General features: G+C 68.4%; 12 protein-coding genes. 9 read left to right on the forward strand and 3 right to left on the reverse strand.

Translation table 11 applies throughout. From position 1 onward, the window contains the following. Positions 1 to 16 precede the first annotated feature (16 nt). Positions 17 to 826: an SDR family NAD(P)-dependent oxidoreductase gene (locus AC07XB_RS25755; protein ID WP_492832936.1), complete on the reverse strand. Its 810-nt coding sequence runs from the start codon at positions 824 to 826 to the stop codon at positions 17 to 19. Between the two features lie 373 nt (positions 827 to 1,199). Between AC07XB_RS25755 and AC07XB_RS25760 the strand changes: the two genes are divergently transcribed. After that, positions 1,200 to 2,387 carry a helix-turn-helix transcriptional regulator gene (locus AC07XB_RS25760; RefSeq protein WP_492374030.1) on the forward strand — a complete coding sequence of 396 codons (1,188 nt, stop codon included), beginning with the start codon at positions 1,200 to 1,202 and terminating at the stop codon, positions 2,385 to 2,387. 6 nt (positions 2,388 to 2,393) lie between these two features. On the opposite strand, the gene AC07XB_RS25765 is transcribed toward AC07XB_RS25760, so the two are convergent. Then, entirely contained in the window at positions 2,394 to 2,753 is a 360-nt protein-coding gene (locus tag AC07XB_RS25765) for a VOC family protein (protein ID WP_492387194.1), read from the reverse strand. Between the two features lie 14 nt (positions 2,754 to 2,767). Beyond that, entirely contained in the window at positions 2,768 to 2,923 is a 156-nt protein-coding gene (locus AC07XB_RS25770) for a hypothetical protein (RefSeq protein ID WP_492374028.1), read from the reverse strand. A gap of 223 nt (positions 2,924 to 3,146) precedes the next feature. Between AC07XB_RS25770 and AC07XB_RS25775 the strand changes: the two genes are divergently transcribed. The 8 genes from AC07XB_RS25775 (at position 3,147) to AC07XB_RS25810 (ending at position 13,149) form a co-directional block, all read left to right on the forward strand. Next, positions 3,147 to 4,298, forward strand: coding sequence for an LLM class flavin-dependent oxidoreductase (locus tag AC07XB_RS25775; RefSeq protein WP_492374027.1), 1,152 nt, complete (start codon positions 3,147 to 3,149; stop codon positions 4,296 to 4,298). Positions 4,299 to 4,419: 121 nt separating this feature from the next. Next, entirely contained in the window at positions 4,420 to 5,613 is a 1,194-nt protein-coding gene (locus tag AC07XB_RS25780) for an acyl-CoA dehydrogenase family protein (RefSeq protein WP_492374037.1), read from the forward strand. Between the two features lie 19 nt (positions 5,614 to 5,632). Further along, complete coding sequence (locus tag AC07XB_RS25785) at positions 5,633 to 7,375, forward strand: FAD-dependent oxidoreductase (RefSeq protein ID WP_492832938.1); 1,743 nt, start codon at positions 5,633 to 5,635, stop codon at positions 7,373 to 7,375. Positions 7,376 to 7,400: 25 nt separating this feature from the next. Then, positions 7,401 to 7,919 (forward strand): flavin reductase family protein, encoded by a 519-nt coding sequence (locus AC07XB_RS25790; protein WP_045240863.1) that lies wholly within the window; start codon positions 7,401 to 7,403, stop codon positions 7,917 to 7,919. Between the two features lie 27 nt (positions 7,920 to 7,946). Then, entirely contained in the window at positions 7,947 to 9,728 is a 1,782-nt protein-coding gene (locus AC07XB_RS25795; protein WP_492832940.1) for an FAD-binding protein, read from the forward strand. Continuing rightward, positions 9,712 to 10,479 (forward strand): SDR family oxidoreductase, encoded by a 768-nt coding sequence (locus tag AC07XB_RS25800; protein ID WP_492832942.1) that lies wholly within the window; start codon positions 9,712 to 9,714, stop codon positions 10,477 to 10,479. The genes AC07XB_RS25795 and AC07XB_RS25800 overlap by 17 nt, the downstream gene beginning before the upstream one ends. An 11-nt stretch (positions 10,480 to 10,490) precedes the next feature. Further along, positions 10,491 to 11,519, forward strand: coding sequence for a 2Fe-2S iron-sulfur cluster-binding protein (locus tag AC07XB_RS25805; RefSeq protein ID WP_492832944.1), 1,029 nt, complete (start codon positions 10,491 to 10,493; stop codon positions 11,517 to 11,519). Position 11,520: 1 nt separating this feature from the next. Beyond that, positions 11,521 to 13,149: a FadD3 family acyl-CoA ligase gene (locus AC07XB_RS25810; protein WP_492832946.1), complete on the forward strand. Its 1,629-nt coding sequence runs from the start codon at positions 11,521 to 11,523 to the stop codon at positions 13,147 to 13,149. Positions 13,150 to 13,528: the final 379 nt, after the last annotated feature.

Here is a 13,528-nt window from a genome sequence, read left to right on the forward strand (position 1 = left end):
GGGCCAGGCAGGCGCTTCAGAAGGCGAAGGCCGGCGCCCTGCCGCTGGCGATGCCGTTGGCGCGCGCTTGCGCGGCGGCGGCGGCTTCGGCGTGCGGCAGGATCCAGAAATCGCCAGCGGCCACGCCGTCGAGGATGTGCCGGGCCATGGTTGCCGCTGGCATGCCCTGCGCGATGCTCGCCTGCAGCGCCTGGTTCATGCCGCCGACGCCGCATTGCGCGCCGGCCGGCAGGTCGAGCGCAATGCCGGTGGCCACCGGGCCTGGGCATGCCACCGATACCTTGAGCGGCAGGCCCGCCGCCTGCAACTCCATCGCCAGCCCTTCGCTCAACGCCACCACGCCCTGCTTGGACACGGTATAGGGCGCAAGCCAGGGGCCCACGGCAAGACCCGCCATTGAGGCGATGTTGACGATATGCCCGCTGCCTTGTGCCGCCATGCGAGGCACGAAGACGCGCAAGCTGTGGATGACGCTCCACAGGTTGACGTTCAGCACGCGCTCGAACACGGCGGCATCCAGCTCCCAGCAGGCACCGGTCGCCAGCACGCCGGCATTGTTGAAGAGCAGGTCCACCCGGCCCAGCAGTGCGAAGCTGCGCGCGCAAAGCTGCTCGACCTGGGCAGCCTGCGCCACATCGGTTTGCAGCGTCCCTATCGTTTGCCGGTGGTGCGTCAGTTCGCCGTGCACGCGCCGCAGCGCGTCGGCATCCTTGTCCGCCAGCACCAGTGCCACACCCTGCGCGGCGAGCGCGTGGGCCAGGGCCCGGCCTATGCCGCCGCCGGCGCCTGTGATCACTGCGGTCTTTCCGGTCTCGTTTGCCGCCATGGCAGGTCTCCTCGCGAAGTGGTTGGAAGGGATGGCGCGCTGGATTGCGTTTGCCCATTTCTACCGGCGCGGCCGGGCCTTCGCATCGTCTGTTTGAGTGAGGTGCCAGGCGCAAGGCAGGCTCAGGGATTGCCCTGAGGGGGGAGTCACCTAGTCCGTTTGCGGTATGTGAGCGCGCGGCAGGAGGGTAAGGTCTGGCCTATCCGCAAGCGGCGGCATCACATGGCGCGCGAATAGGTGCAAACCATGACGCACAATGCCGCCACCGGCGCAGTGGCGATCCATATAATCGGGAACCGCCGGGGCGCGCAGCGCCCCTGTCATGGCGAACGCCGGCCGCAGAGCCTGGCGTGGATAACGGGAGACAAGAGGTATGTTGATGGAGGCAAGCCACAGCCAGGAAGCGGCGCTTTGCTACGCGCCGGTGGCGCTCTCGCTGGCGGATCTCAGCACGCTGCTTGGCAAGATCTACCAGGGGGCCATGGAGCAGGTGCCATGGAGCAAGGCGCTGGAACTCATCCGCACCCACCTGCGTGCGAACTACGTCACGCTGATCCTGCGCTCGCCGGCAAGCGACCGCGCGGGCCTGATGGTGCATGCCAGCGAGGAGGGCGGCAACACCTTGCCCGGCGAGACCATGTACAACAACTACTACTACGCGATGGATCCCTTCGTCGACTTGCCCGCGGACCGGGTGGTGACGATCGACGAGCAGATTGGCACCAGCGCGTGGTGCAACAGCGACCTGTACCAGCAGTTCCTCAAGCCGCTAGGCGTGCGCTATATGATGGGCGCGGACATCCGCACCGACGATGGCGTGGAATGCCGACTCCGTGTCTGCCGCAACGTCGACGCGCCGGACTTCTCGGAAGCGGACAAAGCCATTTGCGCGGTGCTGCTGCCGCACCTGCGGCGCGCGGTCGATCTGCACTCGCGCATGGATGTGGTGGAGTCGGAGCGCACCCTGTACGCCAGCGCCATCGACCGCATGCTGGTCGGCATGGCGATACTCGACGAGACCGGCGCCATCATGCGGACCAATTCGGCCGCGGACGAAATCCTTGCCGACAAGGACGGCATCCGTATCGCCAGGGGCTCGCTGGATGTCGAGTACGCGCAGGAGAACCGCCAGTTCCAGCGCTTGCTGCGCCAAGCCATCATGGGCCATATCGGCACCGCGCCGGCGGTGATGGAGGCGATGTCGATCACGCGGCCTTCGGGCAACGCGAAGCTGGGCGTGCTGATCCGCACGATTCCGCTGAGCGAGTGGTCCGAAGACAATAAGCGCCGGCCTTCGTGCGTGATTTTCATCCGCGACCCGGAGCGCAAGTCGCAGGCTTCGCACGAGGTGGTGCGCAAGCTGTTCGATTTCACGCCGGCGGAAACCCAGCTTGCGCTGCAGCTGGCCAACGGCCTCGCGCTGGAAGAAGCAGCCGAGGAGCTCGGCATCAGCAAGAATACGGCGCGCGCGCACCTGCGCGCCATCTTCTCCAAGACCGGCGTGACCCGGCAGGCCACGCTGGTGCGCATGCTGCTCAGCAGCGTGGTGGCGCTCGGCTAAAGCGCGCTAGCCCGCCGGCCTGGCGGGCTTGGCGCTGACCACCAGCGGGAATCCCTGTGGCGTGGTCAGCACCGCGCGCAGCTCGTGCGGGCCGCTGGCGAGCGGCTGCGCGACGCGCGCGCCGCCCGCCAGCAGGCGCTCGATCGCCGCGGCGATATCCTCGCCCGCTTCCAGCCGGAATGCCAGTGCGGGCTGGGAGACCAGCCGCTCTTCGCCAGCCACCAGCGCTACCGTGATGGGGCCGGCGTCCAGCGCGCAATAGCGCCCGCCATCGCGGAACTTCACCGTCAGGCCCAGGCCCTGCTCGAAGAACGGCAGGGCGGCATCGATATCGTCCACCGGGTAAAGCAAGAGGTTCGATTGCATGCTTGCGCTCCTTGTCAGCCGGCGGACGCCGCCTGGCGGCACACGGCACGGATATTGAGCGATTGATCACCGTCGTCGCCGGACAGCAGGATGTCGGGCGCGTGAGCGTGCGCCGCGGTGCCTGTCGGCAGGGCGGCCAGCAACGTCTGGCGAAGCGGAGGAATCTTCATGAGGGCGTATCCGTGTGCATGTGGTGAGTGGTCCTGGACATGATAGGGACACGGCGCCGCTGCGCATAATCCAATCAGACGATGCCGCACTTTCCCCGGCCGCACACACTGCGGTTACGCAGGCCAGCAATGACGGTGCCGGCGATGGCGCCGCCCGCCACGACAACGCGGCGGCGCTTCCGGCCGATGGCCTGAAAACCAAATGCAAAGGAAGGGGACTGCAATGCGATTTTCGCTGATCTACGAAGCGCAGACTGTCGACGCGTCGCGCGCCGGCGACCACAAGGTGTTCGACGAAATCATGGAGCAGGTGGAGCTCGCCGAGGACATGGGCTTCGATGTCGTCTGGGCGGTGGAGCACACGGCGCTGACCAACTACGCGCACATGAGCGCGCCGGAGACCTTCCTGGCCTTTGTGGCCGGGCGCACGCGCCGCATCGGCATCGGTCACGGCGTGGTCTGCCTGCCGCCGGCGATGAACCATCCGGTCAAGGTAGCCGAGCGCGTGGCCACGCTCGACATTCTCTCCGGCGGGCGCGTGCATTTCGGCGTGGGTAAGGGCGGTACGCAGCAGGAGGCGGGCACCTTTGGCTACGACCTCGAAACCCTGCACCCGATGATCGACGAGGCGATGTACCTGATCCCGAAGATCCTGACCCAGGACGAGATCGAGCACGACGGTGAGTTCATCAAGATCCCGCGCCGCCCCATCCATCCCAAGCCACGCCAGGACCCGCACCCACTGATGTATCTGGCCTGTACCAACGCCGATACGCTCAAGCGCGCCGGCGCGCGCGGCATGGGCGCGCTGGTGCTCGGCTTTGGCGGCCCGGAAGACGTGGCGAAGAAGAATGCAATCTATCGCGAAGCCTACGAGACGCGCCAGGCGAAGGACCAGGTTGGTTTCCGTCCTCACCAGCATCTTGCCGCCCTGTGCCCGACCATCGTGCTGGAAGACGGTGTGGCGGCGCGCAAGATCGGCATCAAGGGGCAGCGCTACTTCATGGAGTCGCTGGCGTACTGGTATGCCGGCGGCGAGCGCCCCAATCCCGACGGCTGGGATGTGGACAACATCACCGACCAGGACGCGCAGGGCAAGGCCGTGATCAAGACCAGCTTCGCCTCGGAGAAGGTCACGGTGGATTTCAGCGATCCGTCGATGATGATGCTCAACCCCAACCATGCCTACGGCACGGTGGAGGACTGCATCGGCTATGTGCAGCGCCTGATCGACGCCGGGGCCGACGAGATCCTGTTCATCTGCCAGATGGGCACGGTGCCGCAATGGGCCCAGCTCGAAACCATCCGCAATATCGGCGAGCACGTGATCCCGCACTTCCGCGCCCAGGGCCGCAAGCTGCGCGCGCTCGCCTGAGCGAGCCATCGGACCATCGCTGCTGCGCGACTAGTCTCCCCGGACGATGGCGCGGGGCAGCGGCGATGCCAGCATGAAGGCACGACAAGACCGGCCCGGTGGCCGGCAAGAGGAGATGGCGGTGCATCGAGACAACTACCCCGAAGGACTGGCGGCCGAACTGATCGGCCGCGCGCACGAAATGATCCCGGTGCTGGCGCAGCGCGCTGGCCAGGCCGAGGCGCAATCGCGTATCCCGGCCGAAACCGTGGCCGACATGCAGGCCGCGGGCTTCTTCAAGGTCTTGCAGCCGCGCCGCTACGGCGGCTATGAACTGGACCCGCAAACCTTCTTCGACATCCAGATGGCCCTGGCCAAGGGCTGCATGTCCACCGCCTGGGTCTATGGCGTGGTGGGCGTGCACAACTGGCAGCTCGCCTTGTTCGACGGCAAGGCCCAGCAGGACGTCTGGGGCGCGGACAACGCCACCCTGATCGCCTCGACCTATATGCCGGTGGGCAAGGTGGTGCCGGTGGACGGCGGCTTCCGCTTCTCCGGGCACTGGAAGTTCTCCAGCGGCAGCGAACTGTGCGACTGGATCTTCCTCGGCGGCCTGGTGCCGCCGCAGCAGGCCGGCGCCGCGCCCGAGTACCGCACCTTCCTGCTGCCGCGCAGCGACTACACCATCGTGCGCAACTGGGATGTGCTGGGCCTGCGCGCCACCGGCAGCCACGATATCGTGGTGGACGACGTGTTCGTGCCGGCCTACCGCACCCATAGCGCCATCGACGGCGCCAAGGGCACCAGCCCGGGCTTGTCCCTCAACCAGGCACCGCTGTACCAGCTGCCGTTCGCCCAGATCTTCGTGCGTGCCGTCTGCACGGCCTGCATCGGCGCGCTGGAAGGCGGGCTCGACGATTTCATCGCCTATGCCGATGGCCGGGTCAGCGCCAACAGCGGCGGCAGGACGGCCGAGGACGGCGGCGCGCAACTCGCCTGCGCCAACGCGGCGGCCGGCATCGATGAGATGCGCACCATCCTGCACCGCAATTTCGACGAACTGATGGCAACGGCGCAGCGGGGCGAGCAGCTCGATACCGCGCGCCGCTTGCATTTCCGCTACCAGTCGTCACAGGTGGCCCAGCGGTGCGCGCAACTCGCCGACAGCCTGTTGCGCTACGCCGGCGGCAACGGTATCTACGTCACCAATCCGCTGGTACGCCGCTTCCTTGACCTGCATGCGGCGCGTGCCCACTACGCCAACAACCTGGATCGCTTCGGCCAGAACCTGGGCGGCGTGATGATGGGCCGCGCCAACACCGATTTCTTTATCTGAGGCCGGCGTGGAGCGGAACATGAACCAGGGCACAGGGCAGGCAGGCGGCACCGCGGTGTTTGATGTAGTGGTGGTCGGCTCAGGAGCGGGCGGCATGCTGGCCGCCTGCCGCGCGGCGGATCGCGGTCTGTCCGTGGTAGTGCTGGAGAAGAGCGGCCTGTATGGCGGTACCTCGGCGGTGTCCGGCGGCGGAATCTGGATCCCGCTCAACCACCATATTGAAGAAGCTGGCGGCAGCGACAGCTACGACGCCGCGCTCACCTATCTCGAGGCGTGCACCGAAGGCCGCTCCACGCCCGCCAAGCTGCGTGCTTACCTCGAGCACGGTCCGCGCATGCTTAGCTACCTGGAGCAGCGCACCGCGGTGCGTTACTACTCGTTGCCGCGCTACGCCGACTACTTCCAGCGCTTGCCGGGCGCGCTGCCCGGATATCGCGCGCTGGATCCGATGCCGTTCGACGGCGCGCAGCTGGGCGAGGAGTTCGCGCGGCTGCGGCCGCCTTCGCCGGGGACGCTGGTGGCGGGCCGGGTGGCGGTGACCTCCGCCGAGGCCCACGCCATGCTGAGCAAGAGCCGGGGCTGGCTGGGCGTGGCGGCCCGGCAGTTCGGGCGCTATTGGCTGGATCTCGGCTGGCGCCGCCGCACCGCGCGCGACCGCCGGCTCACGCTCGGCAACAGCCTGGTGGGCGGCTTGCGCCACGCCATGATGAAGCGCGGCATCCCGCTGTGGCTCGATACCGCGCTGGAAGACCTGCTGGTGGAGGAGCACGGCGGCGCGGCGCGCGTCACCGGCGTGCTGGCGCGGCGCAATGGCGCGCAGGTACGCATCGAAGCCCGGCGCGGCGTGATCCTGGCCGCGGGCGGCTTCGAGCGGAACCAGGCCATGCGCGAGCAATACCTGCCGCATCCCAGCCGGGCCGAGTGGAGCGCCACGCCGCCGCACAACACCGGCGACGGCATCCAGGCCGCGCAGCGCGCGGGCGCGGCGCTGGAGCTGATGTCGCATGTATGGGGCGCGCCAACGGTGAAGGTCGGCGGCGAGGAAAAGCAGCGCGCGATCTTTGTCGAGCGCGCCTTGCCCGGCTGCATCGTGGTCAACGGGCAGGGCAGGCGCTTCGTCAACGAGGCCGCGCCGTACTCCGAGTTCGTGCCCGCGATGTACCGCGACCACGAGCGGACGGGCTGCAGCGTGCCGGCGTGGCTGGTGTTCGATGCCACCTTCCGCCGCAAGTATCCCTGCGGGCCGATCCTGCCCGGCTCGGTCATGCCGGACCGCCGCATCCCGGCCCCCTTCGCGGACGTCCTGCTGCGCGCCGATTCGCTCGACGCGCTGGCGCGGCTCGCCGGCATCGACCCGGGCGGCCTGGCGCACACCGTCGAGCGCATGAACGGCTTTGCGGCGAGAGGCGTGGATGAGGATTTCGGCAAGGGCGACAACGTCTTCGATACCTATTACGGCGACACCCAGGTCCGTCCCAACCCGTGCCTGGCGCCGATCGGCCGCGCGCCGTTCTACGCGGTGCGCATCGACGCTGGCGATATCGGCACCAAGGGCGGGCTGGCGACCGACGCCAGCGCCCGCGTGCTGCGCGAGGACGGCTCGCCCATCGACGGGCTGTTCGCCATCGGCAATACCAGCGCCTCGATGATGGGCGCCAGCTATCCGGGCGCGGGCTCCACCATCGGGCCGGCCATGACCTTCGGCCTGATCGCCGCCGATGTGCTGGCGGGCGGGGCGGCCGGGCAGGGCCAAGCGGACTAATACCATCACACAGGCAGGAGGCATGATGAACCAGACTATTTCCCCGTCGCTGCGCGACGATATGCTGATGGCAATGCGCCGCATGGCGCGCTCGGTTGCGGTGGTCAGTTGCCGCGAGGGCGAGCGCCGCTATTCGATGTCGGTCACCGCGGTCGATTCGCTGTCCGCGGACCCGCCTTCGCTGCTGATCTGCATCCATCGCAATGCCTCGATCTACCCGGCCCTCAATGCCGGGGTGGATTTCTGCGTCAACCTGCTGGCGGCCGATCATCGCGACATTGCTGTCGATTGCAGTGGCCGGCTCAAGGGCGAGGACCGCTTTACCACGGGCCAGTGGGAGGCCGACCCGCTGGGCGTGCCTTTCCTGCGGGATGCTCAGGCAAACCTGATCTGCGAGCAGGACGGCCGTTTCGACTATGGCACCCACGCCGTCTTTATCGGCCGCCTGCGCGAAGTCCGGCTGGCCGGGGAGGTGGCGCCGCTGGTCTATGTGGATGGCGCCTACTCCACCTCGGCGCCGCTGGCCAGCCTGCGGGCGGCGTAAGGTGAACCCAGTGCCGGAGCCTGCGCGATGACCGCCAACGCCTTCGTTCCCGATCCCGCTTCTGATCTCGCATCTGATCCCGCCTGCGGCGGCGTCAACGCGGTATTGCCGCCGCTGGTCGTCGCCGACCCGGACGCCTACCGTTGGGATGCGCGCTGCGACGTGGCCGTGATCGGCTTCGGCGCGGCCGGCGCCTGCGCGGCGCTGGAAGCTGCTCGGGGCGGGCTCGGCGTGATCGTGGCCGAGCGCTTCGAAGGCGGCGGCGCAAGCGCCAGGAGCGGCGGCGTCGTGTATGCCGGCGGTGGCACGCCTTACCAGCACGCCGCCGGCTACCGTGACACGCCCGAGGCCATGGCGGCTTACCTGCGCCAGGAGGTTGGCGATGCCGTGGGCAATGCCACGCTGCAGGCTTTCTGCGCGCACAGCGCGGGCATGATCGGCTGGCTGGAGCAGCTGGGTGCGCGCTTTGCCGCCACCGTGCCGCCACGCAAGACCTCGTATCCCGCGCAGGACTACTACCTCTACTACTCGGGCAACGAGGCCGTGGCGGAGTACGCGCGCCACGCGGAGCCTGCGCCGCGCGGCCATCGCTGCCAGGGCAGCGGCATGTCCGGTCACGTGCTGTACGGCGTGCTGCGGCGCGCGGTGCAGGCGCAGGCCGGGGTGGACGTGATACGCCACGCGGCGGCGCGCCGCCTGATTGTCGATGGACGGGGCACCGTCATTGGCGTGGAACTCCGGCGCCTGCCGCCGGGCCGCCTGCAACGCCGGCATGCCCGCCTGGCGCGCTCGGCCGAGCGCCTGCACAACCTTTCCCCGGCGCTGGCCGATGCCTTGCGCCGGCGCGTGACGCAGCTGGAAGACGATTTCGCGCAGCCCTGTGCCGTGCGTGCCGGCGCCGTTGTGCTGGCCACCGGCGGCTTCATCTTCAACCCGGTCATGGTGGCCGCGCATGCGCCCAAGTACCGCCGCAACTGGCGCCTGGGCACGACCGGCTGCGATGGCAGCGGGATTCGCCTCGGCTTGTCGGTCGGGGCGGCGGCGCGCCACCTGGAGCGCGTTTCCGCGTGGCGCTTCATCAATCCGCCGTTCGACTGGGCGCGCGGCTGCGTGGTCGACGCGCAAGGCGCGCGCATCGGCAACGAGGAAGTCTACGGCGCGCGGCTGGGCCACGGCATCTGCGAGGAGCACGGCGGCCGCGCATGGCTGATCCTGAACGCCGGGCTGGCGCGCGCGGCCCTGCGCGATTGCGTCACCGGACGCCTTTGGGCCTTCCAGCGCGTGCCCGCCATCATGCTGATGCTGTTCGGCGCCACGCGTGCGCCGGGTATCGCGTTGCTGGCCGACAAGCTGGGCATGCCGCGCGCGGCATTGCTGGCGACGCTGGCTGCGTATAACGCGGCGGCGCGCGGCGAGCTGCCCGACCCCACTGGGAAATCCGCGGCGATGTGCGCATCGCTGGAACGCGGGCCCTACCTGGCCATCGATATCTCCGCGCATAGCCGCGCTTTTCCCTGTCCCGCCATCACCCTCGGCGGCCTGCGCGTGGACGAGGCGTGCGGCCAGGTGCTGGCGGAAGGAGCCGGCGGCCGGGCGGCGCCGATCCCGGGCCTGTACGCGGTCGGCCGCACCGCGGTCGGCATCGCATCGAATCACTACGTGAGCGGCCTTTCGCTCGCCGACTGTATCTGGTCGGGGCGCAATGCCGGGCGCCATCTCGTTGCCCTGGCAGCCCTGGCGGACCAGCCGGGCCGCAATGAACACATCGACGAACACACCAAGGAGACAAGCCATGAGCAACCGAGTTGAAGGAAAGATCGCCATCGTCACCGGCGCCGCCAGCGGCGTCGGCAAGGAAGACGCCTTGCTGCTGGCGCGGGAGGGCGCGCGCGTGGTGCTGACCGACCTGAACGAGGAGGCCGGCCATACCGTGGCGCGCGAGATCGGCGACGCCGCCATCTTCGTGCCCCACGATATCGCCAGCGAAGCCGGCTGGCAGCAGGTCATGCAGCGCACCCAGGAGCGTTTCGGCACGCCGGACGTGCTGGTCAACAACGCCGCGGTGCTGGCGCTGGGCTCGGTGGAGGACACCACGCTGGCGCAATGGCAGGGCATCATGCGCATCAATGCCGATGGCTATTTCCTGGGCTGCAAGTATGGCGTGGGCGCGATGAAGCAAAACGGCGGGGTCATCGTGAACATGTCTTCCGTGGCGGCGCTGGGCGGCATGAGCATGTTCTGCGCCTACAGCGCCAGCAAGGGTGCGGTCACCGCGCTCACCCGCAGCGTGGCGGCCTACTGCAAGCAGCGCGGCTACAAGATCCGCTGCAACTCCGTGCATCCGGACGGCATCCTGACGCCGATGACGGCTGCCCTGATGCAAGGCGCGGCCGACGGCCCGGCCACCCATGAGCAAGCGGGCGGCGATCCGATGCAACGCATGTGCCTGCCCGGCGACGTGGCAAACCTGGTGCTGTTCCTGGCCTCCGATGAGTCGCGCTACGTCAACGGCGCCGAGCTGCGCATCGACAATGCGCAGACCATCATGGGCATCGCCTGATCGCGGACATCATGGTGCAAGCGCAATTCCACCCGCTGCGCATCGCCCAGGTGGTGGCCGAGACCGACGAGGCAAGCTCGCTGGTGTTCGAACTGCCCGAAGGACTGCGCGATACCTTCGCCTATCGGCCAGGCCAGTTCCTGACGCTCAAGGTGCCGCTGGAGGGCGCCGCGCAGCAGCGCTGCTACTCGCTGTCCAGCAGCCCCCAGGTCGACAACGCGCTGCGGGTGACCATCAAGCGCGTGCGCGGCGGGCGCGTATCCAACTGGATCTGCGACCAGCTCGGCGCCGGCGACACGGTTGACGTGATGCCGCCCGCGGGCGTCTTCACGCCACGCAGCCTGGATGGCGACCTGCTGCTGTTCGCCGGTGGCAGCGGCATCACGCCGGTGCTGTCGATCGCCAAGGCTGCGCTGCGCCATGGCGGCGGCAACGTCACGCTGATCTACGCCAACCGCGATGAACGCAGCGTGATCTTCCGCGACGCGCTGCGCGACCTGGCCGCGCGCCACGCGCACAGGCTGCGCGTGATCCACTGGCTGGACAGCGTGCAAGGGCCGCCCTCGCAGGCCCAGCTCGAAGCGCTGGCCTCGCCATGGGGCCACGCCGACTGCTTTATCTGCGGGCCGGGGCCGTTCATGGACGGTGCCCAGGCCGCCTTGCAGGCCCTTGGCGTGGCACGCGAGCGGATTCACGTGGAGCGCTTCGGCGCGCCGCCGCCCGCCGCAGGGCAGGCCGAAGAAGCGGCCCCGCCGGCTTCCGCACCGGCTGCGCTGGAGGTGGAGCTGGATGGACTGCGCCACCGGCTCCACGCACAGGCCGGCGAGACCGTGCTCGACGCCATGCTGCGCGCTGGCATTGCGGCCCCGAACTCCTGCCGCACCGGCCTGTGCGGCGCCTGCATGTGCCAGGTGACGCACGGCGAGGCGACGCTGGGCGAAAACCATGTGCTCGACACCGCCGACCGCGAGGCCGGCTGGACCCTGGCCTGCCAGGCCCGCGCGGCCGGCAGCGAACTGCACCTGAAATTTCCCGATTGACATGATGACAACCGACACCATCGACACCGCCCAGGGGTTGGCCGACGCCGCCAGCGCGGGGCAGACCGTTCCCGCCACCATCCCGCAGCTGGTACGCACAGCTGCCGCGCGCCACGGCGCGCGCATCGCCATCCAGGAGGACGGGCTGCGGCTCAGCTTCACGGCGCTGGACGCGCTGCGCGCGCAGGCGGGGCGTGCCCTGCTCGCGCTCGGCGTGTTGCCTGGCGACCGGGTCGCCGTGTGGGCGCCCAACCTGTCGGAATGGATCGTCGCCGCCCTGGCCACGCACAGCGTCGGGGCGGCGCTGGTGCCCATCAATACCCGCATGAAGGGCATGGAGGCCGGCGCGATCCTGGCCGACAGCGGCGCGCGGGTACTGTTCTGCATCGACGACTTCCTCGGCGAGAGCTATCCGGAAATGCTGGCGCCGCACCGGCCCGCCACACTGGAGCGCGTGGTGGTGCTGCGCGCGCGCGCGGGGCGGCAGATGGCGCCGGATGAGCTTGCATGGGCAGATTTCCTGGCCCTGGCACCGCGGACCAGCGAGGCGGAGTTCCGTGCGCGCGAGCGTGCCGTAACCGGCGACACCCTGATGGACATCATGTTCACCTCGGGCACCACCGGCCGCCCGAAAGGCGTGATGACCGCGCATGCGCAGAACCTGCAGGCCATCCACGGCTGGGCCTCGATCACCGGCGTGGAGGCTGGCGACCGCTACCTGATCGTCAATCCCTTTTTCCACACCTTTGGCTACAAGGCCGGGTGGCTGGCGGCGCTGGTCAGCGGCGCCACCATCCTGCCGCACCTGGTGTTCGATGCCGAGGCGGTGATGACCCGCGTCGAGAACGAGCGCATTACGGTGCTGCCCGGCCCGCCGACGCTCTACCAGACTCTGCTGAACAATCCGCGCTTGCGGGAATTCGACCTGTCCTCGCTGCGCGTCGCGGTTACTGGCGCGTCGGCGATCCCGCCCGTGCTGATCCAGCGCATGCAGCGCGAACTGGGCTTTCGCGAAATCTTCACCGGCTATGGCCTGACGGAATCGTGTGGGTTCGCCACGCTGACCCGCGCCGGAGACGATGCCGATCTCGTGGCGCTGACCTCGGGCCGCGCCATGGCCGGTATCGAGCTGCGCTGCCTGGATAGCGACGGCCTGCCGGTGCCGGCAGGCGAGCCCGGGGAGGTGGCGGTGCGCGGCTACAACGTGATGCGGGGCTACTTCCAGCTGCCGGAAGCCACTGCGGAAGCGATCGATGCGGGTGGCTGGCTGCGCACGGGCGATGTCGGTACGCTGGACGTGCGTGGCAACCTGCGGATCACCGACCGTATCAAGGACATGTTTATCGTCGGGGGCTTCAATTGCTATCCGGCTGAGATCGAGAAGCTGCTGGTGTCGCATCCGGCGATCGCGCAGGTGGCGGTGGTGGGCGTTGCGCACGAGCGCCTCGGCGAGGCAGGCAAGGCCTTTGTGGTGTTGCGGCATGGCAGCAAGGTTGGTGCCGATGAGTTGATTGACTGGGCACGGCGGCATATGGCTAATTACAAGGTGCCGCGGGAGGTGGTGTTTGTGCAGACGTTGCCGACTAGCGCGGCGGGCAAGATTCTCAAGTATCGGTTGCGGGAGGGGTGATGGGGTATGGGGCTGGGTTGAGGCTTCTAGCTGCTGGCGCAGACGAGCGTGGGTGGGCGGAGTTTTATTGCTTCTAGCTGCTGTCGCGGCTGTACGGGGTTGGCTGTTTTAGAACGTGTGAGATGTCACTTCTCTTTACTCGTAAAGAGGGTGGAGACAAAACAAAGAAAGACCTATTCTTCCTAAACTGAACATGGAGATGCAGTCATGGGGAAGATGGGAAGGCCCTTGGCCATCGACGAGGAGCATCACGCGCAGTTGCGGGAGCTGGTGAGAAGCCATCCAAACGCGACGATGAGGGGGTTGGCCCAAGGCCTTGCCGAGCAAGGTGGCCCCAGGGTCAGCACAGTCACGCTGGCGGCGGCTTTGCGCCGCGCTG

The organism is Cupriavidus sp. GW821-FHT02F09 (assembly GCF_059421605.1).

Coding starts and splice junctions, on each gene's coding strand:
- AC07XB_RS25785 (WP_492832938.1), top strand. CDS start 5,633: ATGAACCAGGGCACAGGGCAGGCAGGCGGCACCGCGGTGTTTGATGTA.
- AC07XB_RS25765 (WP_492387194.1), bottom strand. CDS start 2,753: ATGCAATCGAACCTCTTGCTTTACCCGGTGGACGATATCGATGCCGCC.
- AC07XB_RS25760 (WP_492374030.1), top strand. CDS start 1,200: ATGTTGATGGAGGCAAGCCACAGCCAGGAAGCGGCGCTTTGCTACGCG.
- AC07XB_RS25775 (WP_492374027.1), top strand. CDS start 3,147: ATGCGATTTTCGCTGATCTACGAAGCGCAGACTGTCGACGCGTCGCGC.
- AC07XB_RS25790 (WP_045240863.1), top strand. CDS start 7,401: ATGAACCAGACTATTTCCCCGTCGCTGCGCGACGATATGCTGATGGCA.
- AC07XB_RS25800 (WP_492832942.1), top strand. CDS start 9,712: ATGAGCAACCGAGTTGAAGGAAAGATCGCCATCGTCACCGGCGCCGCC.
- AC07XB_RS25805 (WP_492832944.1), top strand. CDS start 10,491: ATGGTGCAAGCGCAATTCCACCCGCTGCGCATCGCCCAGGTGGTGGCC.
- AC07XB_RS25795 (WP_492832940.1), top strand. CDS start 7,947: ATGACCGCCAACGCCTTCGTTCCCGATCCCGCTTCTGATCTCGCATCT.
- AC07XB_RS25810 (WP_492832946.1), top strand. CDS start 11,521: ATGATGACAACCGACACCATCGACACCGCCCAGGGGTTGGCCGACGCC.
- AC07XB_RS25770 (WP_492374028.1), bottom strand. CDS start 2,923: ATGAAGATTCCTCCGCTTCGCCAGACGTTGCTGGCCGCCCTGCCGACA.
- AC07XB_RS25755 (WP_492832936.1), bottom strand. CDS start 826: ATGGCGGCAAACGAGACCGGAAAGACCGCAGTGATCACAGGCGCCGGC.